The sequence below is a fragment of the Bacteroides sp. MSK.20.82 genome (assembly GCF_019052485.1).
In the GTDB taxonomy this organism is placed as follows: Bacteria; Bacteroidota; Bacteroidia; order Bacteroidales; family Bacteroidaceae; genus Bacteroides; species Bacteroides thetaiotaomicron.
Genome location: NZ_JAHQUN010000016.1, coordinates 1 through 24,635 on the forward strand (window position 1 = coordinate 1; position 24,635 = coordinate 24,635).

Below are 24,635 nucleotides of genomic sequence, written 5' to 3' on the forward strand. Positions count from 1 at the left end.
TTCTATCCATAATACAAAGATAATTGTTTGGGGACAGAGTTCAGATTACGCCCTCCCCATTTGATAAGGGATGTAGAGAGAAGGTGAAGGGCTGATAAATTATACAGAACTATTCCGTATTAACTATGGTTTCAAATAATTTTCCAAAGGTTCCATAGACAATTCATCTTGATTTGCTCCCCAACAATAATAAGGCTTTTTATCCTTAAAGAAACATATATGAGGATAAGTATTTTCTCGAGTTAAAATAAAAAATGTCCCATCATCAGAATGCTCTCTAGCATATTCAAACTTCTTTGTTTCATTTTTCTGCGGTGTAAACGACATAATTTCCCATCTTTCCGCTTCTGTCCTCTTTATACTACTTTCTACCATCTTGTCCGCAGCTTCCTTCCCAAACACTTCAACATATCCTTGATAATAACTTTTCGGATTCGTGTCTTTCATAAAGTTTTCAGCATGATATATAGCATAAAAATATATTGTTTCCCCATTATCATTCTGCCCATAAAAACAAGCAAACTTTTCTGGAATTCTAAATACCTTTTCTGAATCGTTCACTAAATATAATCTTGAAGGCGAATCAATAACCGGTACAAACTTTATAGTGGACTTCATCAAAGTTAAGGACAAGGATGAATCATTCCATCTCCCTGCAATATTCATGTTTAATCGTTCAAGTATGGTATCCTGAACATTTTTATTAATCTCCTCTACAAGCAGTTTGTTTTGGGGTGTAAGTTGACTGATAGCTTGAGTAATCATCTTATCTCTTTTTATAACTTGCTTGGAAGTGCCATCGACATACACTTGTTCGCTACATGAAAGTAATAGTATCTGGACAAGAAATAGGATTGATAATTTAATTGTTTTCATAATATTTCTTACAGATATCTTTTATGATTGATTTAAAATATTAATTACAACTTTATTAATTGAGTGAGAAGAGTACCGACATAAATATTTAATCGATACTCCTCCATTAATTCCAGCATCAAACAAAGTTTTCTTTTTTCGTCAAATTATTCCGTATCCACCTCTTCGCGCCATTCTTCTGAAAGCGCATAGTTATTGATAAACACGTATCCATCTAATGTGGATGGCACCGAGATGCCTAACCAATAGAGAATTTGCGGTACTATCAGCGTATTCTCAACACAGATTCTTTCAGCATTGACATTGGTAGGCAATGTATTTGCAAACATGGCAGAAGCTTTCTGTTCGATATCCGGAGAACTGCTTGTTTTATCTTTAATATAATACATATTGAGTCCACCTTGTATCTGATTTTTAATTACTAATGTATCCTCCTCTAATTTCTCAAGTTGCTCTGTTGGCTTGAATTTCCAATAGCCGAGCATATCACCAGAAGGTTCAATATCAATTTCTCCCGATAGTTGCAAAAATTCTCTTTCAGCAAGATCCTTTTTCCATAGACGTACTTCCGATATATAATAGGAAGTTGGTACAGAATAACCACCTATCGCCAAAAGACTTGAATCCGGAGCCAATCCTTGGGTATCCGTAGTTCCAGATCCCTGCAACTTACCATCTAAAGTAATGAGCCAATTTCTCCTTCCGGAGGCAGCGGAACTTATGCTAACACCATAGTGATGCCATTTAGAATCATTGTATCCGGTAATAGCTTGCTCAAGAGCAGGACCTTCCTTAGGATTTGTTCTCATGGATACAGTTCCTCTCTGCCTATATAGTCCCCAGCCGGCTTTTCCAAGTATGCGATCCCAATTGTTACCATTATATGTACCGTCCTGCCTAGGAACCATACGCATTATGATCTCCATTGAAAATGCATCCATACCTAAAGAATAATATTTACCTATACTATCAAAAACGACAGCCTTGTATTCATTCTGAGAATCAAAATATGCACCGTATAGTCTATTACCATTCAATTGTTTTTCCGTATAATGATTGTAGTAAAACAGACCAAACGTGTTACGCTCCACTTCCGAAGTGCCACCATAACGACCGTCAGCCGATCCACCGTGATTGGAAGTTACAACAATAAGCCAGTCTTCGTAAAATGCATTCTCACGGGCATCAATCGCCGACAAAAATTCACCAATGTATCCGTCTATAGTTTTAAGTGCACTGACATAAGCGGCGTTGTCCGCTTTGAATCCCCCACTCTTCCCAGCCTCCAACATTCCTGAAAAATCGGCCAGAATGAATGTGTAATCTTCATTCGCAATATGATTGAGAACCACATCCCGAGTTTGAACGTCATTTTCTGAAGTAATGGTAGTCTTAGCATTGTTAAGCATATTTTTGTTCAGTTTCGCCCAAGGTGTCACACACAATGAAAGCATATTCACGTCATTATTCGAAATATAGCTAATAATGTTTTGATAGTGAATTACCTTTTCATTCGGATTGTTCGGATTGTACTCCACATTAGCAGTATAAGATTCATCGGTTATACTGTGCTTTTCGGGTATGACCCCAGTGAGCATGGTTGCCCACGTTACAGGGTCTTCGTTCCTCTCGACAGACAGGGTTCGATTGTCACTAACTCCTGTCCACGAATATTTACTATTTTTCAACATCTTAGCAATGGCACCATCGGCAGGAAGGGAGTTCTTCACCACTTCACCAACCGCACCATCTATATTTATCCATAATACTTTACGATGGATTTTGGTAGATATGCCGGTATCTATAGTTCCATCGTCTGCTATTTCAGCAGGTGTATCGTATTCCGTGCAAGCATAGTTAAATGCCAGGACACAAACAACAAGCAAGCTGTATGTGAGAATATTTAATAGTTTATTCATCTGATATAAATTTACGGTTTATAATAAAATGTACCAAACTCGGTAAACGACTGTACTCTGAACCTAAAACGAGACATATCTGTTTCATTCCAGTTATCATTACGATTAGGTTCAGGAAGTTTTATACGCAGATATCTCACTTGTTCTTTTGACGGAAAATCATAGAAACCCTCACTTTTAATATTGGGCAACTCGGGATGTGCAATGGAATCAATCTGCACAATTTCCCTCCAAACTATATTTTCGTCAAGCGGATCATTAATAATATCCTGATTGACAGGAGTCTCGATAATCAGCTTAGTTGCCGCAAAGTCTGAGTTGTTGCCAGCCAGAAATACACCATTAACATCTGTCGTCTCTTTCATATCAATAAACAAATAATACGGAAGTGGCGGAGTACTTGTATCGTTGTTGTAATATGAAGTCCATCCTGTTGATTTGTCGCTGTCCAACAATCGGTCCGGCGACTGCCCTGAATTAAAGTTATCGCTTCCATTTGCATCCAGTGCATAAATCTCCCAGTCAGCTCGATTATGACGGTAGTGATACCCGTTACTTGGGAAATCAACCACACCACTTGATGGATTTTCTGCCAGAGGCGAGTATTTCCATATGGCTTTATCCATCAGCGGATATTTCGATGCATAACTACGGGCTTCGTCTGTCAGCGAATAGCCCCAATGCTCAAAGAATGGTGAAAAATCTTCCTTAAAATAGTCACATAAAGCCTTAAAGAAATAGGTAGAAGTAGAATGATCTATGGAAATTTTATCTTTAATCATACGGTTCAACTCTATATAAAAAGCCCAATCGTCATCTTTGTAGTTAGCTAATTGAACGAGGCTTGCCAATGCGTATGTCGGCCGTACTTCCGACTTTATATCAGATACAAACCAGCGGCTACTATCGGTATCTGCATATGCCAATGCTTTGGGGAATTGCTCCGCAATGCTACTGCCTTCTTCCGGGAAAATCGGTCCCATCGGATACCCATCCTCTCTTAATCCTTTCTCAGCCATGCGATATAGGGGAATTGCTTTTACCGCATCAGATACTTCGCTCCACCAGGGTGATTTTATATCTCTGAAAGAGTAATTTCTATATAACGCATTAAAAATAGCAACAGAATTACCGGATTTCAACGTTTGATAGCTAGCCAGCTCATTCAACAGATAATTTGTATTCAATGCCACTACACCATAATCGGCATTACGAATATACAGATTGTCCAACAACTCCACATCCAGCACCACACGCTCAGGAAAATCGGGAGCACGCATTGAAAAATCCTGTGCCCCAACCTGCAAACTGTAATAGTTATAATAATAGGTCTCGACAGCATTGTCCCATGCTTCCAGTGTGTTCGGCATCTTTTCAGCAATGATAGGATCATCATTTATCATATCCAATAATCGCTCACGCTGAACGGAAAAAGCGACATGCCGGCCACGCAACTCGAGCCACGGTACAGTCGTTGTACGCAACTGCTCAACCCACGCTGTTACATCAGTAGAACCGACAATAAAATCAGGCGAACGATAAGCCCCGTTAATCTCCATAACAAAATCCGCACTACCATTCACATCCTTGCTTTTTTCGATCCATATCATGCCTCCCAAAGGATTACGAATGGTGTTTTTTCCCGGGAACAGTTGCTTCGAAGTAGTAACTACCGGCAAACGCAAGTAGGGAGAAATATCCGTCAAATCATCTAAATGAGAACCGATGATAACCGTCAACCCCATAGTGTTGTCATTAATGGTTATAGTAATCAATTCACCTGCTCCGGCATAAAGCCCGGTGCTGTATATCGGACGAGGAACTTGTTGCACGTCAAGATCGTATGCAGGAATGTATCTCTTGCTTAAATCAAGCGCAAGCAGTGTATTGACAGTATTATCGACTAAAGTATCTACCAAACCCGGAAAAACACGGGCACTTTCATACATACTGACATCGATTCCTTCACCTGTTACTATGGTTACATTGGTAGAATCGGCGGTATCATCCTCTGTCCCGCTTTCGATATCATATTGATAAGCAATGTTGCAGCTTCCCATAAAAAACATACAGGAAATGAATGACAGCAAAACTGCATAGTCGGCTTTTAGTTTATTAAAGCATTTCATATTGCATTCTAATTTAATTATTTAAAGAAACGTAATCTAATGCCCAGCCTTCACCATCGAAATTCCAGGAAGAATCAACCGGCTCTCCAAACCATTGAAAAATCTGATAGGATAAATCGACTGTATTAAGAACCGTTTTATAGTAGGAATCGTCTATAAGTGGGCATACCTTATCCGTTACAATACTCTCCTGCCTGCGCGTTACGTAATCATCGGTAGGCGCAAACGTACCAACCGGCTTATTGAAGTATAATCTTTTATCTTTTGATGTATATTTCGAATAATCTTCCAAATAAGATAATCCGATATCATCTTCGCGATCGTTGGGGTAATAACCCACCAGATTATTCCAATACGGATATAATTCACCCAAAAGGTCCAGTTTTGTAGTACAATGATACTCCGCAATAATATCAGCAGGTAGAGCAACGTTGTAAAACTGGAGATCGTTTATATATAGATTTGCCTGATTAGGTCTGTCCGGAGAAAACGTATGTCCGATGGCAAGAGGCGCATCTGTCCACATATCTTTACTGCCGTCTATCTTACATCCCATCTGATACTTACCGTCAAGATAAAATAAGATGGAGTCACCTTTCTGGGTATCATCAACCTCTTTTATAACTAGCGTATAAGAATGCCATGATCCGTCACGTCTCGTAGATGGTAAGCGGAATACCGAAGAACCCTCTTTAAAATTTGCAGCAAATTCGACTTGAGTATTATTAGAAAACATTAGCTGCCAGCCTGTACCTGCTTTTTGATATCTTTTCGATATTATATTTCTATTACCCCAGGGGTCGCCGTGCTTATCAAACATTTTAAACTGAATGGTATATCCACTTTTATCCACCTCTTCATCCGGATTGGAACTCCATCGTTTACCCATATTAAAAAACTCGGTATTTCCAGTCATAACGGCATTTGTTGTCGCTTTTTGTCCGGGACCGACGAAATAAGGACTATAGAATTTGTATTGTAGTTCATCCGAGCCCGGCCTTTGCAACAATTTGGATGCAAACCGACTGTTATAGAGCATCATGAAAGAATTGAGACGCGGATCATCATACAACGATGCCGGAGTTACATTACCTTCATAAACACCACCATAAGAAGATGTAATAACTACAAGCCAGTTTTCCTGAACGTAACGCGAACGCGCTTCAAGTGCTTTCATTATTTTACCGATGAAAGCATCTACATTGTAAATCGCATCAATAACCTCACTGGTAGGAGTTGTCTCATTGCTCCAGAATCCATATTGCTCACCAGTCTGTTGAACACCGCCGAACTGTGCAACTACGATATCCGAGATTGTTTCACCATTGATTTCAGCAATAAGAGCATCAGCGGTTTCACTGTCGGCCGAAGTCTTTCTTTTAGTATTGGCAACACTCCCGAAAGCTCCGAAAAACTCCGTATCGGAAGAATAAAAGCTGACTTTTAGATTTTCATCCGCCTCTTTCAATCGTTGAAGAAAAGAAGGCGTTTCGAGTTCGTCAATTCCTTGATTGACATCAAGCCCGTTCTTTGTTGTTCCGGTCAGCAAATTTGCCCATCCACGTTCTTTACTTACCCCTTCTTCATTGTCGGCAAGTCCGTAAAAAGTAAACAAAGATTTATCCGTCATGGAGCGGATAACTGGAGCCTTTCGTGTATTATACGCCTCATTAACGGCTATTCCGGATGCACCATCGATAACCACCATCAATACGTGTCCCGTAGTATATTCAGTACCCGACTCCGGATAATCATCAGTCAAAAGCCTTTCCATCTCCTCATTGCACGAGAATGCAAATACAGCAAACAGGCAAAGCATTATATTTTTTATCAACTTTTCCATTGTATTTCATAATAAGTTATTCATAATCAACTTCTATCATTATCGCATTGCGAACCATATTACCATCAAAACGACTAAAATCACCAAGCAGCAGCAATCCGTTTGAATTGGTCGAAGTACGAGTTTCAATTACTTTGTAGAGTTCACCCTGGAAGATGCCCGGTACATTAAATTGTTGCAGCGCCTTTCCATCACGACCCAATATAAGGAAACCACGGCGAGTTACACCATCGTATTTCGTAAACGCACCTGAAACAACAATATTATCATTATCAAGCAGACAGGCAAAATTGGCCAATCCTCCTTCCATTTTTCCGATCTTGAAAATTTCATCACGTGTGCCATCATCATTCAACATAACTACACTCTGTGCAGGAATACCGTTGAACTCAGAAAACTCCCCAGTTATAAGGATTTTCTTTTTGTTTTTATTGTACCGGATTTTAGTAATACTTCCATTTGCGCCCGTACCGATGTTTTTCATAAAAGTTTCATCAAGGGTACCTTCGGCATTCAACTTCACAATATTCTTCACAGACTGTCCATCGAAACTGCTGAATGTCCCTACTATGACAATACCGTCACTTTCGACCATACAAGCATCTAAAATCTGCCCGATAACTCCTTCTGCATCCCTGCGATAGCTATCATCAAGTTCTCCAGTCCTTGACATACGCAATACACTTGCAACCTTCGAATAATCCAAAACCATACTCTCAGCATAGGATTTTTCAGTATTAATACGACAGTAGTTTGTAATATTTCCTACTGCTACCACCTTCTCATTGGAAGTTATAAATGTACGGACAGGCGCTTCAAGAGTTCCCCCGTTGAATACCGGTATCTTACAATTTATGCTTGTATTATTCTTTTTCGAAGGCAGCGCTACAGTTTTATAATACGAGGCTACTTCATTAGTAGCTATCGTGATGTTATTGACCGGCAACTTATCCCAGCCGTATTCTGAAAATTTACCCGAGAGAAGAACCCTGTGGTCACTAGGAAAATAAGTAAATGAATTAAGGTAACATTCAATATCTGTCACTCCCGGATTGGCCAGATCAATGCCGGCTCCCTGACCAGGATCAAGTTTGAAGTCAGTTACCCATTTTCCCGATACAGAGCCGTCTGTCAAAACCATAGATATACAAGAAAAACTCTGCGAGCTATTTTCATTGTAGTAGGCCTGCATATAGTCGCCAACTGGATAATATACCCGTGCTTTTGAATAATGTTCCGCACAATCGTAAATAGGTCCCGAAGTGCCTTTAAAGCCGTATGACTGATCTATCTTAATATTTCCTAATACAGTGAGACGAGGTCCATAGAAAACCTGTTCTTTCAATACAATATAAGCCGTACCCGAACTAAGATTTCCAGGTACTTTCACGGTGATTGTCGTGTCGGTAGCAGTTACAATTTTAGTTTCTTCATCAGAAATATAAAACTTGAAATCGTAACGTCCTGATTGCGGATCACACCAGTTCAACATCCCTTTTGCTTTGAATACAACCGTATCATTGGGATAAGCGCTTTCCGGAGAAGGAGATTCAGCCAGCAAACCGATTCCAAGCGGAGCTTTTCCACCACTGTACGGATCATCTTTAATATTGCTGTTCAGATCACTGTTACAGGATGTTACCAATAACGAAGTGAATACGGAGCAAACAATCATTAACGAATAGATGGTAATATGTTTCATTGTACTATCTTTATTTATAGTTAATTATCCGGTTCTGTTTCTATTGTCGCATTTATAGCTTTGGTAGCGAAAAGATATGGTTCAAAACCAAATGCATGATCGGTTAATCTGAGTACATGTACCACTCCGTTGGTCGGTTGTATATCAGATGTTGCTACATAAGCGTTTTTCATATCTCCTATAGTGAAATCATAGACATAAGAGTATATGATTTGTCTTGCACCGGCATATTTCACATTGTTTGCATCATAATAAACAACACCCATGTTCATAGGCTGCTGACCATAAGATAAAAATGCCTGTCCCGGATAGGCTGCTATGGCAGTCGTATCAATTTGAGGTATATCTTTCAGCAAATATTTATCTTTTACAATGTACATTGACAGCATTTCACGCCAGACTTCCGGTTTTATCTGACTAAAACTCTTGATGCTATCATGCCCCATACGATACCAAATACGGTTCAGATAATTAAAACTACCACGGATTGACCAATCGGTAGGTGCAAAAAAGGTAATTTGTTCGTCTTCAAAAACATCTTCCATACCGGACAGCCGGATGACTTCCACCAAATCTTTAAAATAATCGGGTCTTGATTCCAAATATTGCATCATATTCCCATTATAATAAGGGTTCGCTTTTCCACCATCAATTAAATAACTATCATCGGCACAATTGTACATGAGTACTGCCAAAAGGCAACATCCGACAATTTTCTTCCATAATTTGATATTATTTTTCATATCTATACATTTTAAGTTTATCAGAGTTACTCCCAAAATAAATTCAATCCAATCTGTGTGTTGTTTTTCAACGCATTACGATGAATAGGCCATGTCCATGCCCCCACATTGAAATTAGTACGCGTCATCGGATTCATACAATAGTTTCTGTTATACACCTTTCCTGTACGAACCAAATCATAATAGTAATGTCCTTCACCGATAAGCTCTCTGCAGCGTTCCCAGAAAATAGCATCCATCAGTTCACTACCCGAGGTATTTATTTCGGAAGCATGTGCCCTATTGCGGACCCGGTTGAGTAATTCGCAGGCTTTCGTATCGTTAGTCCCCAAAGCGGCAAGAGCTTCAGCATACAACAAAAGTGCACCTGCATAACGGAATACTATTTGATTGCCGGAATTAGATGTAATTGTTCCGTTTCCATAAGTATCAATATTCCAAAACTTCTTGATTTCTTTAGGAGCAGAACTTGAAACCGATGTAGAATAGATTTTTTCGTCAAACCATAATTCTTTTCTCGCATCATCTTCATACATAGGGAACAGCGTCATAAGATAATCTCCTGAATAACAGAATAGCGGCATTGACTTATTCAAACAGGAATAGGAAACATTATCAGAAAACTTTGCATTCATCATAAATATCTCATTGAAATTTATATTCTGTGCAATCTCAAACAAGCCTTCGTCCGATCCTCCTGCGAAAATCACGGAACTTCTATTTATATCAAGTAATGAATAAGCTCCATTGTTACGTTCCAGTTCCTCGCCTAGCGAAACAACATTCCTATAATATTGCTCTTTATTTTGTGCATCAAACTGTACAAGCCACAAGTTTATATGCATCATCAGCGCAATGACAGAACCTCTGGAGGCTCTAATCCCTTTGCTCGAATAAGATGAATATGACCATGGTAATACTTCCGCTCCCGGATCATCGTCAAGCAAAGGTTGTAAGTCAGCAAGGCAATTTTGCAAAACTATAACCATATTGGTTCTTGGCAAGGGAGCTTCATTATAGGCATTTGTATAATAAGGCACATCTCCAAAAGCCCTTACAATGAAGAAATAAGACAAGCTACGCATGAAAATAGCTTCTGCCTTAAAACGACTCCGTTTCAATTCATCCATACCGGGCACTTTGTCTATCTCAGCAAGCAGAATATTGGCATCCTGAATAGCAGTATAAAACACATCCCATTGCATTATTAAACCGCCCCTAGCATCATCGGGATATGTATTACGCAATTCACCCATATCGTTGTTAGCCAGATAAGCTACATATTTATCCCCAGTGCTGTAGGCTGTTATTGGAGCGCACCGCATATCTCCGCTATACGTAAGGAAAGGACGTTGTGACATTGTTGCATTCCGAAACGAATTGTATATGCTTAACAAAAAAGCTTCCGCATTCGTCTCATTTCCCTGCGCCCAAAAATCATCACCCGATAATTTATCTTCACTCTTATTTGCAAGCGAGTCACAACCGGCAAACAGGCAAGATACTATCAAAGTCATTATTAAAACTATATTTTTCATATTCTTCTATATTTAATCGTTCATCTAAAAATCCATTGAGACACCAAATGTCACAGTACGACCATTGGGATAACCACCGGATGTGTCATATCCCAAATTGTTTACATTTTCGGGATTGATGCCTGAATATTTGGAGAAAGTATAAATATTGTTCATACTAAAATTAAGCTGACATCGGCTGATCCTAAAAAAATCCAGCATTTTCTTTGGAATAGTATAAGCCACAGATATACCGTTAATTTTAAAATAAGAGCCATCTTCCATAAACAATGTCTGGTCGTATCTGAAAGGCTGAATAATACTTGAACGGGTATAATCAAACGGATTAGGATATTGGGCATAGATATTATCTTCTGTCCAGAAATTATATGCCTCAATAGGTGTTAAAGCTCCACTACCTGTAAGGTTCACCTTACCTGCTACAGGTGTTCCATAAGCCCTAAAACGGTCTGCCAGAGCCTTGTTGATAATATCACGTCTCAACGTAAACGAGCAGTTAGTGTTGATAGAAAACGCTTTATAACGAAGATTGATACTAATACCACCGGTCATTCGCGGCTGTGAATTACCTACAATCACCTTGTCTTTTTCATCGATGATATAATCACCATTTACATCCACCCAAATAGGGTCTCCCGCCTTAAAGTATGCTTGAGTAGAAGTATTCCCTCCCATCCGCAAGCGTTCTCCGGTCAGCGGATTAACAGGCACGTCTTCGTCAGTCGCATATACGCCTTTATACACATAGAGATAATTCCCCATCGCGTTAGAACCTAATTTATTCACCACTTCCGCATCACTGTTAATAATCTGCCGCACCTCGTTAGGCAGCTTTGCGATCACGTCTTTATTAATTGCCAGTGAAGTCGCTACATTCAAATCCCAATTACTTTGCCTTGACAACGGACGGACGTTCAACGAAAACTCCAATCCATAGTTAACCAGACTCGTTTTCGTACTTCTTACGGAATTAAAAGCATTGTGGTTAGCCAACTCTATCGAACTTAGCTGATTGTCAATTTGTTTGTAATACGCCTCGGCAACGAACATAATTTTATTATTAAAGAATGATAAGTCTGTTCCGAGATTCCATGATGTTGACGTTACCGGCTTCAAATCCGGATTCGGCATAGCGTTTTTATCAATAGGAATAATAGAAACTCCATTATAAGTATCTTTGCTCAGATTGTAACTTCCCCATATATCATAAATACTAGCTTTATAAGTGGTACTACGTCCCCAAGTTACACGAAGAGCTCCGGCATCCAGAAACTTCCATTTTTTAGCAAAAGATTCACGGCTGAAGTTCCAGCGAAATCCTAATGAAGGATTTATTGCCCATTTCGCCTGCGACCCATAAGATGAATTTATTTCAGGACGAATATTGGGAGTAAATACGTATTTCCCACCAGGCAGCGATAACTGAGGATCTATAATAAGTGCAAACGTATTCTTTTTATCTGAAAAATTCGACCTTCCAGCTGCCATGGACGGCATACCGGACGACCATATATGGTCACTTGCCAATCCATTTAGCATAATAAAGTTACCGCTATACTTTTCGGATGAAAGTTCAAAACCTCCCTGTAAATCAAAATTTACAATTCCCAATTTTACGGTTCTTGACAATAATGAACGAACATACATATTATAACTATATTCACTACCGTTATTCCAAGTAGCCCTATTGGCATTCAAAATACCCGGCGTAAATTTCTCATTCTCCACAGTTCCGTATTTATATCCTAAAGTACTTCTCCATCTTATATCAAATGGCAACAGATACATGATATTCATACTTGCATCATAGACTACATTCTGATTATCTGCCTGGACAGAAAAAACAGACAATGCAGAATTGGAAGCTGTATACATAGACGGTGGAGGCAACAAGGAAGAAGCTGCCGAACCTGCGGCTACGCCGGATTGTGAGAAAGCATTTCCGCTACCATTACTATTTCGGGTTAATGTAGTGGCAAGATTTAGATCCAAATGAAATCTATCATTAGGCTTATATCCTACTGCTGCCCTGATACCGTATCGGTTAAAGTCCGTGTTTTTCACAATTCCTTTTTCCGTATAATAGTTTGCATTGATCTTATAGTCAAATTTCTCATTAGGTTTACCAGAGAAACTAAGATTATGAGTTTGATTGTAAGTCGTCTGATAAAAGACACCCTGCCAATCCGTATTATTATTGTAATAAGGATTCAAGCTATCTGACAGTGCCTGCAATTTATGGATTTCATTATATCCATGATAGGCGGATGTATCATTTCCCAAAATTTGCATAATTCTGAGCGCTCTCTCCGCCCCGCCTGCAAGTACATCTCTCAACCTCGGTGGTGTTTTCACTACAAAGTTAGCCGAATAAGAAACTTTCGGTTTGGCTGTTTCTCCTCTTTTAGTTTCTATAAGAATTACTCCATAAGCACCTTTTGAACCATACAGGGAAGTTGCAGCTGCATCTTTCAATACTTGGATATTCGCAATATCTTCAAGTGGAATCATAGCCAACGGACTGACTGTTGCACCTGACAGCAAACCAGCTGCATCATAGCCCGTTACGTCTTCCTGCGGTATACCGTCAACTACAAACAAAGGAGGAGTCAGCCCCATCATAAACTCGCCATCACCGGAAGATTGAACGGAAATATCCGAGACTCCTCGAATTGAAAAACTTGGAAGACCTCCGGGAGTACCATTATTCATCTGAATATTTAATCCGGGAACACGCCCTTGAAGCAACTCCATCGGATTAGCAACAGGAGTATTGACCAGATCTTCTGCTTTAATAACCGTAACCGATGCTGTTACCGCAGCCTTGCTAACTCTTTTAAATCCGACTACAACTGTTTCATCAAGCATATTCTCTGTCGGACTCAGATATATTTGCATGCGTTCTGAAGGTTTAGTAACTTTGACTGAAAGACTGTCGAACGCCAGGAAAGAGAATACAAGTCGGTAACCACTCTTAACTTTTGTAGAGAATCGTCCGTTATCATCAGTTGTGGTTGAAAGCTGAGGCACCGTTTTTCCACTTTCATTTTTAACAATAACAGAAGCATAAGGCAATGTAGAATTATTGCTTTTATCTTTGACTACACCACTGACAGGAATATCCTGAGCCCGAACACCAACCGAGGTGACAGCAATCGCCATAGCCAACAAGCCATATTTAAATATATTTCTCATATTAGAATCATGGTATTAATTAGTTATTTTCCATCTTCAAACAAGGGGGCTCCTGCTGTAAATACAACTATTATCTCCCAATGAGCTTCCTTGTATATCGCAAATTCAAATGACATAGTGGATGTCATACGATAACCACTTGCTGTAATACGGTCATATAAAAAATTGACATTTATTCTATTACCATCTTTATTGGTATATTTTGATTTCATTTCAACCAATGGCATCGGATAAACTACATCATACTTTACATATTCATCTGTTTTCTCCATATTGAAACCATGAATCAGATTAGCCCAGTCTGTCTGATTAAAAGATGAAGGAGAGATCGGTGTATAATCCGGTCCATAAAAACGAAAAGTCAAACTTTTTACATCATCATCATTATCTTGGTTCTCACGAAAATAAATATGTACATCTTCAGGAAACATATAGTCTCCACTTTCTGTTTGAAAAAGGGTTAACGAATTTGGTGTAACATAGTCCTGTCCCTGCACCAACCCTGTTTCCGGATCGTATATACTCGGTTCGTAATCACTTTCTCTGACAGGTATAAGCTGCATATCAGTAAATGTTTTATATCCTCCCGAGTTTTTCACCAGCACATCAAAAATATAGCCATCACTCGGAGCACACTGCACAAAAGAAGATTCGGCATTGGACCACATCATAAATTCTCCGGAATGCTTTTTAACCTGAAAAAGAGTACGATATTCTATTTCTCTTTTAGCTTCTATTTCTTCTATAGACTTTTCGGTACCCATATATGGAGTTTTCCAAACTTTTACCGGGAAATATTCCGTCAATTCAGGTGCAGGACTTCCGTCGGCCCTCACGATTCGTGATATTTCGAAAGTAAGAGGAAGCGTTGAATTACCCGATGAAAAGTTGTCGGACATCAAAGTATTTTTTCCTAGTTGAGGACGATATAGTTTTGTAGTAAAATTGACGTCTCTGTCGAAAGCATCCAAACTATCCGGCAAATATTTATCGACACACGATATGCTTAATAATACGCAGGAAAACAGCAGCGCAATATTTTTACTTCTTATATTCATTGCCATAATTATTAAATACGTAAATAAATTCATCAAAACCGAAACTGTGTTGGGGAGAAAGGATGTGAATGATACCATTATTTGTATAAACATCATTCCATACCGTAGAAACTCTGTTCCAGTTATCTTTTACCTGAGAGTTTTTCATATCACTGAAAATAAGCTGTTTGACTCCTCCGCCTACAAATCCGGATGCCGGTTTGCGAGAACATTCTATATTCATTTGATAATTGTACTTCAAAGAATTTAAGGAGTTATTTCCTTCATTGGCTAGAATATTATCGGTATCGTAACTACCTTTAATAATGTACTTGCATAACATTCGCTCAAGGTCAGCTCTATAATCATAATGATATTCGTTAATGATCGTATCATTTAAAGTCGGTGTTATAACATTAACGATCGTATCTTTAACAACAAACGGTTCAATTAATAAATCACTCAAATAAATCGCTTCACCCAACTCCTTTTGTTTACGGTACTCGTTAAGTTGCGCCAATGAGGAACGGATACATGCATCCGGTATGGCAAAAACTGTATATTGCACATCCGTCTGTTCCATCTGTTGTATGAAATCGGGAATATTGTTGACAAGAACCATCATAGAATCAAATTTCAAATTCAGCCTTTCATTCCCTGTGGACAAATAATCCAGAACCGTTCCATTAAATACTTCGGTTTCATTTTCCTCAGGATATGAAGCCACTTCGTAATCTGTACAAGACAGCATCCAAAGGGAAGCCGAAGTCAGACATAAAATAAATAGTATCTTATTCATTGTCGTTTTCTTTTTATTTCCAAAACTCATTTTGTTCAATCTGTGAATTAGCAGTAATGATATCTTCCGATACCGGCCAGTAGATTCCACCACTGCTGATCAGTCGCAAGAATGCCTCATTATCTTTCATCAGCTTTTGCCGACGGACAAGGTCATACCACCTCCAGCCTTCTCCCATAAGCTCTCTGCGACGCTCTTCAAATATCTCGGCAATTAAGCTTTCGCGATTATTCCCAAAATCCTTTTTAAAAGATACTTCTCTCAATCCACGATTTGTTCGGATCATATTCAGGTAGGATACAGCTTCTGTGCTTCTATTTAGTGCGCATAATGCTTCAGCCCGTAGCAAGGTGATATCTTCAAGGCGAGTGAAAACAATAGACGAGCCAAAGACTCCGAAATCATTGTCTTTCGCCGATCCATCCTGAATAATCTTTATTTTACTGAACACCGGAGTTTCTTCATTCAAATTCTGAACATAATAGGATGAATATTTGATGGTATCTATGATTCCAAACCGCAAGTCATCAAAATTGGTAAAAATCGAAAATAAGCTGTCCTTTGAAATGTATATTTCAGGATAGGATTTTTGTACCAATGGATAAGCTAAAGTCAACTGTTCAAGATGTCCGCTTTGAGTTGCTTCGTTATCATTGTGAGCAAAATTAAATCCTAAAATCCTTGAACCTTTTACACTCGCATTCGAGTAAAACAGCCCTGTTTCTGAAGTCAAGTCGGCAATAGAAGTATATTTTGCATTAATCTCAGATGCATGATCTATTATAAATGCAGAATATGTCTCGGCTTCTGCATAATTTCCCTGCCAAGCACAGATGTGAGCTAATACAGAGTATGCAGATAACTTATTGAACAGTTTTCCCTGCCATTGGGCCCCATATGAACCATAATATAAATTCGTTTGAGTACCATATTGATAGGGTAAATCCTTTATAGCTGTTAACAGTTCTGCCTTAGCATAACTCAGCACCGTTTGAGCGTCTGTACGGGGCATAGACGGAAAAGTTCCGTTATCATAAGAATAGGTGACTAACGGCACATCTCCCCAGATTCTTACCATATAAAAATAAGCAAATGCCCTCAAAGCGCGTACTTGAGCAATGTCATATTTCAAGTTTTGTTCAGAATACGACCGGTCAAGTTCGACAGTTCGTGGAGCTTTTTCCATAAAAACAGATGCCGCATTGATTACCGCATAAAATCTTCTCCAGTTAGATACTTTCTTCAACAAGTCATATGGCTTGTTCAATTCATTATCAGACACAGCTTGTAAGTCACTACGCTTATAAACGGTAAAATCCCCCTTCCGCAAATCACCACATATCCAATGAGTATTGTTATCGGCTAAGGCTGCGCGTGTCAAGCCATATACTCCCATTAATGCTGATCGAGTATCTTCAAGGGTCTTCCATTGTTGGGTTTCCGAAGCTGCATGTTTGGGATCTACATCCAGAAAGTCATTGCAGGACTGCAAAAATAAACAGGCAAGTGCGGAGAAAAGAGCTAATCGCAATTTTTTCATATTGTTTTTCATATTGTTTTTCATTTTTTATCATCTCCGATATTTTTAGAACTTAAATCTCAGTCCCAAAGAAATGGAACGAGGAATGGGAAGCGAATACCCGTCATAGGTACCATTGAAGTTAACTAATTCCGGATCACCTGCTGAAAAATTACTGAAAGATAACAGATTAGATCCTGTCAGATAGAAATACAAACTTTTAGGTATATTACTACCAACTTTCTTTATAGGAAGTGTGTAACCAACAGTTATATTTCTCAGTTTCAGGTATGACAGCTTTTCAAGGAACAAATCCTGTTCTGCACGGTAAGGATGAACACTGCTTTGCGGATTGTATATAGGATAATCGTCACGCTGATTAGTGTTTTGCCAAAAGAAAATCTCCTTGACAGACTGCAAGGACTGAATATTATCCAAAGTCGCAAAGTCGTAACGTTGCTGATCGCGCAGATTTAAAGCACTATGCCCCAAAGCAAAGAAGAGATTGAAGCTGAAATCGAATCTTTTATAAGCAAACTGGTTAGTCAATCCTCCTGTATAGGGTGGAATGGCATGTCCGGTCAGCACACGGTCATTGTCGTTAATCTGATTATTTCCGTCAACGTCTGTCCAAACAGGATCTCCTGCTTTAAAAGGAACTCCATTTATGTTCAGTGGTTTCCCATTCATAACAGGAACTTCTGAGTCGTTTGTATAAATGCCTTTATTTTGATACACCCAAAAGGCATCAACTGACTGTCCTACTTGTAGTTTATGGTCGCCTATCACAGTTGTCTTCTGGTTTTCGGGAAGTTTCTCTAGTTTGTTCTTATTATAACTTGCATTGAAAGACAAATCCCACTTCAACGGAGTGTTCTTCAAAATGGATGCCGAAAGATTTAATTCCAATCCCTGATTACTGATATCCATTCCACTGGCCAGTTTATACTCATATCCCATTTCTTGAGTGACAGGCAAATATGTCAATAAATTCTTTTCATAATTCTTATACAGACTTATTTCCGCAATAATGCGATTGTCGAAAAAAGAACCTTTCAAAGCAAGCTCCATTTTATCAGAATAGGGAAGCTTTAAATCATAACCAACCCAACCCGATGCATACGGACGAGTGATTGTTGCAAATCCATTAGCTGAGGAAAGTAACGGTTCGCCACTCCATGTGATACTTGTAGCCAAGTATTGAGGACCTAATTCATATCTATCGGACTGGACTGATTTGGCTATTCGTGCATAAGATGCACGCAAAGACAATCCAGACAATGCAGTACTACCTGTAAAAAATTGATTCTTTAAATTCCATTCAGCAGAGGCAGCGGGTGTAAACATCCATCTGTGATCCGACTGGATAGCGGAATTTCCGTCGTATCTTGCCAATAATCCCACATTAAGCAAATTCTTATACTTATAATCTAAAGCTATTGAAGTCGATACCCACCTATTCTCCAAACGATCAACATAACGATACTGCTTGAAGTTCCCGGTACTTGTTGTCGGCTTCATATCATCATCACCATCATAGGCACGAGTATAATTATAGTGATACAAATCGCTGGTTATAGAGCCATTCCACTGAATATTCAACTTATGAATATCAGCTAAAGGCAACAAATAGCTCGCTGAAGTTTCACCTATAATCCGTTGATTGTATCCTGAATAGTTAGATACAAAGTTGACGGACTCCAACAAAGCCATAGGCCAAAAAGCGCGACGAACATTTGTTGTATAATCAAGTTTGATGCTGGCTGTAGCATTGAATCTTTGCTTAGTATAGCTCAAAGCCAACAATCCATTCAGTAAATTGTTATAATTATCATCTTTAGTCAAATCATTGGATATTAAAAAGTCATTATACAAATTGCCGGCAGGTGCAAGCGGAGTTGAAAAATCAACCATATACTCCATCTCAGCAAACCTGTCTCTAAAATTCCGATTCCTGACACGGTCTATCTTAGCGGCATTAATAATTGTACTAACATTCAAGCCATCCAAAGGAACCATATTCAAGGCAAAGCCAATATTATATTTCGTATAAGAGGTATTGTCCGCTGCTCCCGCATCTTTTGTCGTTGCGAGTGTAAATACATAATTCGCTTTCTTTGAACCACCACCGATAGAAGCATTTACATTATATAAGAGTGATGACTGATAATAATCGTCTGCCCAGTCCGGTTTACCAAAATAACGTACATCTCTTGTATCCATAAGATAATCGGGTTGTTTACCCGGTGTAAGAGAATACGTATCATAGAAACGTTGACGGAATGCTTTTTCGTATGATCCATTCGTCATACGAACCGAAGACGGAGCAAAGGCCATTCCTGCCGAAACTCCGATAGAGACGTTCTCCCCACCATAATAACCGTCTTTGGTCGTTATCCAGATGGCGCCATTGGCAGCTAAAGGACCTAATTTGGCAAGCTGAAGCGGATCCTTGATAATTTCTATTGACTCTATGGAAGATATATCCAGTCCCGCCAACATATTGGCAGCAGCTCCTATCGGATTAATATCAAACTGTTTGATATCGTACACATAGCTGTTTTCCAACATCAAAGGAACACCATTCAAATAAATCGTCGGCTGAACACCGGACACATCTTTATTTGAAAAGACAGGTGAAGATAAGCCACGAACCAGCATGCTTTGAATGGTACCAGGCTCTCCATTATTTTCCTGTACATATACACCGGCCACATTCCCTTTCAGTAATTGCTGAATAGATAAAAATTGAGAGCGCTGCAACATCCTGATATCAACAGTATCACTCACCCCAAAGGAGTCTATACTACGATTAGTAACGAAACGAGATCCTACATTCTTCTCAAAAGAGTCTTTTTTCATATAGGTCTCCACAGAATCAATATTCACAGGCGAACTTGATTGAGACGCTATCGCTCCACTAAATCCTAAAAAGCCCATGACAGCCAGTAAACGACAAACAGGCTTCTGCAAAAAGAAATTAGGTAAAATTATCACCATACTATTAGATTTATAAAGTTATTTAGACCAAATAAGTATTAGTTGTGCATCAAATGCATCACAAAAGTGCGAGTTATCCAGTAGAAAGAAGTTCTCTAATCATTCAAAAACCTCCAAAATTGGACCATAATCGCTATTAACTATCATAGGTCTAAAAATCGTTCAATATAAGTTCAGAAATCATTCAAAAGGGATAGATCATTGATATATAGAAAAGTACGCATCTTCCATTAAGATACGTACTTGTGCATTTTAAGTTCATATTATTTTTTATCCTAACAAGATTTTTGATATTCCTTTGGAGTTACACCAAATTCTTCTTTAAAACAAGTTGCAAAATATTTAGGATTAGAAAATCCACATTCATAAGCTACCTCTGCTACAGATATTGATTTATCCTTCAATAACTGACTACCATGTTTTAGTCTTATATTTCGAATAAACTCAATGGGTGACAGTCCTGTTGCTATTTTCATTTTCCTATATAGAGAAGACTTAGACACAGCTAATGCATCCGCTAATTGAACCACATCAAAATCTCCTTCCGACATATTTGATTTTATAACAGAAATCACTTTATCCAAAAACTCTTTATCCATAGAAGAAGGTTCTAAAGAATCAATATTGACTTCTACATTAGATCGAAACTCTTCTTGTTTGTTTTTCTTATGCATTATAAAATTATTAATACGAGCCTCTAATATTTTTAATTCAAATGGCTTGGATATATATCCATCCGCTCCCGCATTATAACATTCAATGCGATCTTCCACGGTATTTTTAGCTGTTAATAATATGATAGGAATGTGACTGGTTTCCAAATTTGACTTTAAAGTGCGACAAAACTCTAGACCATCCATTTCAGGCATCATCACATCACTTATAATAATATCTATTTCATTATCTTTTATAACGTTCAGAGCTTCTAATCCATCTTTTGCAATAAGTACATGATAATGCTTGGATAGAATTTTCTCCATCAAAAACAACAATTCTTCATTATCCTCCACCAATAACAAATGAACGTCAGCTATTTGCATATCTTCGCCTTCGCCAACCTTTGAATCAATCAATTCTTCTTTCTCTAAAATAAGATCCGTATTTATGCCATTTACCGAAATATGTTCTGATATTAATTCATCTTCCTGATAACTATCTTTATTAATGGGAAGATCTACAGTAAAAGTACTTCCCTTACCTAATTCACTTTCAACATTAATAGTGCCATGATGTAACTCCACTAAATCCTTTGTTAAGGATAACCCAATCCCATTAGATTCACTTTCATCTCCTTTATTTATTGTATAAAATCTTTTGAAAACATTCTCCAAATCAGCAGGAGCAATACCTTCTCCGGTATCAACGACCTGTATTCGCAAATGATGATTTTCAGACTCCCAATATGAATCTACTATTAATTTTATATTTCCACCATTAGCTGTATATTTGTAAGCATTAGATAATAAATTAGATACTATCTTATCTAGTTTATCTCTATCAAAATAAGCCATCAAATGTCTATCTTCAGTCAAAAATGTAAAGGTTTGATTTTTCTTTCTCATCAATGGAGTAAAGTGTATCTTACAAACATCATCTATAAATGATATGACATCACTTTTTGATACAGATAATTTCATGTTCCCACTTTCCACCTTACGGAAATCTAAAATTTGCTGTAATAGTCTACGTAATTTATTCACATTAGAACGAATCATAGTTAACTGCGAAATCCGACTACCATTCGTCATTTCCGCATCATCGATCAAACAAGTAATAATAGTTAAGGGAGTTAATAAATCGTGTGATATATTTGTGAAATAACGTAATTTAGTTTGCACCAATTCTTCTGACTTCTCTTTATCTATCTGAGCTATTCTCAGTTCATGCCGCAACTGAATACGACGCTTCATCCTGTGATAGAAAAGATACAGACATAAAAGTGTAAACACAATATAAAATAAATAAGCCCACAATGTTTCATAGAAAGCTGGCTGTTTAAACACCTGAACTTCTGCTATATAATTGCTCCATAAACCATTTACATCAGTTGTCTTTAGATAAAAAGTACGTTTACCTTTAGGTAATTGATTGTAAAATGCAAATTGACGATCGCCTCTGACATACACCCAATCATCATCAACTCCATCCATTTTATATGCATATTTAATTTTGTCAGGAAACGCATAATTTAAAGAAGAAAAATCTATCTCAATATTTTTATCTCCTGCATTTAAAGAAATGATCTGACTTCTTAAATTAAAACGTTGGTTGTTTTTCTCCAAAAGACTAGAAACACCATCTATCTTGACATCTGACACCATCGTTCTAATTCTACGAGGATTATCAGACAAATGATCATAAGGAGTAAATACTGAGATTCCTTTATTTCCTCCATACAGTATTTTCCCAGAACGAGTTTTATAATAAGAATTAGGCATAAAAGAATTTACCATCACATCAGTCATTGTCGAGTAGTCCATGATACCACCATTTTTAGGGTCGTATTCAATTACCCGCTTATTGGTAGAAATCCAAATATGTCCCAACTGATCTGTTATAATATTAAAAATACCTTCTTCAAGCATATCAAACATATCGGATAAGTTTTCCACTTTATTTGTTTGAGGGTCATAAGTGAACACATCTCCATCCTGACTCCCCATCCACACCAAACCATTATCATCCACACAGATTGCTCCAATATTATCACTTATTACTCCTTCTGCATGAGTTTTCAAATTTCTTAAATTCTTTTCTTCTAATGTCAGATCAGAGGATATTTTAGCATTATACACACCTTGCTTTCTTGTACTAATCCATAATGAACCATCTTTACCTTCTCTAATTCCTATTATATCTACAAATGGAAATTTAGTGTCTTGAAGTATCTTTTCCTTTGCCGGTTTAACCAAAATACCTTTAGTTGTTCCCACCCAAAGATTATGATTACTATCAGTATAAAATAAACGCGGAAATCCTGAATTATCTACGTAATCTGTTAATTTCAAAGTTCCCAATAGCTCTACTCCTTTTTTATCCTTCTTCACCTTGTAAATTTCCGGATAATACTCAGAACCCAGCCAAATCTCATTAAGCAATGGAACAGAGGTAATGCAGCTTACATTTTTCAGATTAGCAATGTTTTTTAGAGAAGGGATATCTGTATAAAAGAGAAGTTTATTAGAATCTGGATTATAAATTCCTATTCCCCAACGATTCTGATCTATCCATAAATCTCCTTCTTTATCTTCATATATATTCTTTATATTTGTAACAAACCCCGTCTTTTCCCGAATAACAGGAAAAGAGTAATTCTGCACTAATGGTTTATTTAAATCAATCATTGATACTCCTTCATTAAAAGCAGCAATCCATAAGTTACCTGACTTATCTTTTACTATTTCACTAAAAATATTATTTAACTTAGAAGAAATATGAGATATATCAACAGTATTAATTATATTTCCAGGACGTTTTTGAAGTGCATAAAGTCCCTGTGTAGATACAATCCATATATAACCATACTTATCATCCTGAGTTATGCTAAAACAACCATTCTTATCCCAATGTTCATTACTTTTTATATCTACATGACTATACATCAAATCATCTTTCTCCTCTGGATAAAGTAAAAAGATTCCGCTTTCCCATGTTAAAATCCAATGTTGCTTCTTATTATCTTGAAAAACTTTAAATGGATTATTTAAATCTCCAATCTGAGGCATAGCAATAAATGAATCTGTTTTTGAATTATATCGATGTAATCCCCTTTCCCATAAAGTTACCCAAATATTCTTATCTGCATCTTCATAAATAGAATTCACACTAGTAACAGGCAAAGTAGAATCATATCTTTTGCAATATGAGAAATCGGCAGAACAACGAAAAACAGAAGTTAATGTTCCAACCCATACCCATCCATCACTATCCACTATCATTGTTCGAATCTCTTGATCCTTCAAATCATTGTGTGTAACTGGTATTATCTGATAAGTTCGTTTATCCAGTATATTAATACCTTTTTTAGTTCCTATAAATAGATATCCATTTTTATTTTCCGCAATACAAGTAATTTCATTATTCGTCAAAAGATCCGGTGATTTCAATCCAGAACGGAAAACAAGTAATCGATAGCCATCATACCGACACAAACCGTCTTTAGTTCCTAACCACAAAAAGCCTTCCCGGTCACAATGAACCCGCAAAACAGTACTTGAAGGCAAATAATTATTTAACGGAAGCGTAGATACCGACATTTGTTGCGCAAAGGCACACGGAAATAATTGAATAAAAAACAGTACTATATAAAATTTCAGTTGATGTTTCATAGTAGAA

General features: G+C 37.8%; 13 protein-coding genes. All 13 read right to left on the reverse strand.

Features of this window, described 5'->3' with window-relative positions:
* Positions 1-123: 123 nt before the first annotated feature.
* Positions 124-876 carry a hypothetical protein gene (locus tag KTR07_RS14610; protein WP_008766176.1) on the reverse strand — a complete coding sequence of 251 codons (753 nt, stop codon included), beginning with the start codon at positions 874-876 and terminating at the stop codon, positions 124-126.
* A 146-nt stretch (positions 877-1,022) separates the two neighbouring features.
* Positions 1,023-2,795, reverse strand: coding sequence for an alkaline phosphatase family protein (locus tag KTR07_RS14615; RefSeq protein WP_008766177.1), 1,773 nt, complete (start codon positions 2,793-2,795; stop codon positions 1,023-1,025).
* 11 nt (positions 2,796-2,806) lie between these two features.
* Positions 2,807-4,924: a M60 family peptidase N-terminal accessory domain-containing protein gene (locus KTR07_RS14620; RefSeq protein WP_008766178.1), complete on the reverse strand. Its 2,118-nt coding sequence runs from the start codon at positions 4,922-4,924 to the stop codon at positions 2,807-2,809.
* A gap of 13 nt (positions 4,925-4,937) precedes the next feature.
* Positions 4,938-6,767 (reverse strand): LamG-like jellyroll fold domain-containing protein, encoded by a 1,830-nt coding sequence (locus tag KTR07_RS14625; protein WP_224200329.1) that lies wholly within the window; start codon positions 6,765-6,767, stop codon positions 4,938-4,940.
* Between the two features lie 16 nt (positions 6,768-6,783).
* Positions 6,784-8,469: a DUF5124 domain-containing protein gene (locus KTR07_RS14630; RefSeq protein ID WP_008766180.1), complete on the reverse strand. Its 1,686-nt coding sequence runs from the start codon at positions 8,467-8,469 to the stop codon at positions 6,784-6,786.
* A 20-nt stretch (positions 8,470-8,489) separates the two neighbouring features.
* On the reverse strand, positions 8,490-9,212 hold the full coding sequence (locus KTR07_RS14635) for a fasciclin domain-containing protein (protein WP_008766181.1): 723 nt from the start codon (positions 9,210-9,212) through the stop codon (positions 8,490-8,492).
* Between the two features lie 26 nt (positions 9,213-9,238).
* Entirely contained in the window at positions 9,239-10,750 is a 1,512-nt protein-coding gene (locus tag KTR07_RS14640; protein ID WP_008766182.1) for a RagB/SusD family nutrient uptake outer membrane protein, read from the reverse strand.
* 24 nt (positions 10,751-10,774) lie between these two features.
* A complete protein-coding gene (locus tag KTR07_RS14645) occupies positions 10,775-13,945 on the reverse strand; it encodes a TonB-dependent receptor (RefSeq protein WP_117981211.1) in 3,171 nt (1,056 codons plus the stop codon).
* A 23-nt stretch (positions 13,946-13,968) separates the two neighbouring features.
* Complete coding sequence (locus KTR07_RS14650; RefSeq protein ID WP_008766184.1) at positions 13,969-15,003, reverse strand: DUF5007 domain-containing protein; 1,035 nt, start codon at positions 15,001-15,003, stop codon at positions 13,969-13,971.
* Complete coding sequence (locus KTR07_RS14655; protein ID WP_008766185.1) at positions 14,987-15,781, reverse strand: hypothetical protein; 795 nt, start codon at positions 15,779-15,781, stop codon at positions 14,987-14,989. The genes KTR07_RS14650 and KTR07_RS14655 overlap by 17 nt, the downstream gene beginning before the upstream one ends.
* A 13-nt stretch (positions 15,782-15,794) precedes the next feature.
* Complete coding sequence (locus KTR07_RS14660; RefSeq protein WP_055217552.1) at positions 15,795-17,333, reverse strand: RagB/SusD family nutrient uptake outer membrane protein; 1,539 nt, start codon at positions 17,331-17,333, stop codon at positions 15,795-15,797.
* A 33-nt stretch (positions 17,334-17,366) separates the two neighbouring features.
* Positions 17,367-20,300, reverse strand: a complete 2,934-nt coding sequence (locus tag KTR07_RS14665) for a SusC/RagA family TonB-linked outer membrane protein (RefSeq protein ID WP_117981212.1) — start codon at positions 20,298-20,300, stop codon at positions 17,367-17,369.
* Between the two features lie 275 nt (positions 20,301-20,575).
* Positions 20,576-24,628 (reverse strand): hybrid sensor histidine kinase/response regulator transcription factor, encoded by a 4,053-nt coding sequence (locus tag KTR07_RS14670; RefSeq protein ID WP_181981927.1) that lies wholly within the window; start codon positions 24,626-24,628, stop codon positions 20,576-20,578.
* Positions 24,629-24,635: the final 7 nt, after the last annotated feature.

Bases quoted from the DNA above. Each gene is read 5' to 3' on its own strand.
- KTR07_RS14645 (WP_117981211.1), bottom strand. From the start codon at position 13,945: ATGAGAAATATATTTAAATATGGCTTGTTGGCTATGGCGATTGCTGTC.
- KTR07_RS14640 (WP_008766182.1), bottom strand. From the start codon at position 10,750: ATGAAAAATATAGTTTTAATAATGACTTTGATAGTATCTTGCCTGTTT.
- KTR07_RS14665 (WP_117981212.1), bottom strand. From the start codon at position 20,300: ATGGTGATAATTTTACCTAATTTCTTTTTGCAGAAGCCTGTTTGTCGT.
- KTR07_RS14620 (WP_008766178.1), bottom strand. From the start codon at position 4,924: ATGAAATGCTTTAATAAACTAAAAGCCGACTATGCAGTTTTGCTGTCA.
- KTR07_RS14625 (WP_224200329.1), bottom strand. From the start codon at position 6,767: ATGGAAAAGTTGATAAAAAATATAATGCTTTGCCTGTTTGCTGTATTT.
- KTR07_RS14630 (WP_008766180.1), bottom strand. From the start codon at position 8,469: ATGAAACATATTACCATCTATTCGTTAATGATTGTTTGCTCCGTATTC.
- KTR07_RS14655 (WP_008766185.1), bottom strand. From the start codon at position 15,781: ATGAATAAGATACTATTTATTTTATGTCTGACTTCGGCTTCCCTTTGG.
- KTR07_RS14660 (WP_055217552.1), bottom strand. From the start codon at position 17,333: ATGAAAAACAATATGAAAAAATTGCGATTAGCTCTTTTCTCCGCACTT.
- KTR07_RS14610 (WP_008766176.1), bottom strand. From the start codon at position 876: ATGAAAACAATTAAATTATCAATCCTATTTCTTGTCCAGATACTATTA.
- KTR07_RS14670 (WP_181981927.1), bottom strand. From the start codon at position 24,628: ATGAAACATCAACTGAAATTTTATATAGTACTGTTTTTTATTCAATTA.
- KTR07_RS14615 (WP_008766177.1), bottom strand. From the start codon at position 2,795: ATGAATAAACTATTAAATATTCTCACATACAGCTTGCTTGTTGTTTGT.
- KTR07_RS14635 (WP_008766181.1), bottom strand. From the start codon at position 9,212: ATGAAAAATAATATCAAATTATGGAAGAAAATTGTCGGATGTTGCCTT.
- KTR07_RS14650 (WP_008766184.1), bottom strand. From the start codon at position 15,003: ATGAATATAAGAAGTAAAAATATTGCGCTGCTGTTTTCCTGCGTATTA.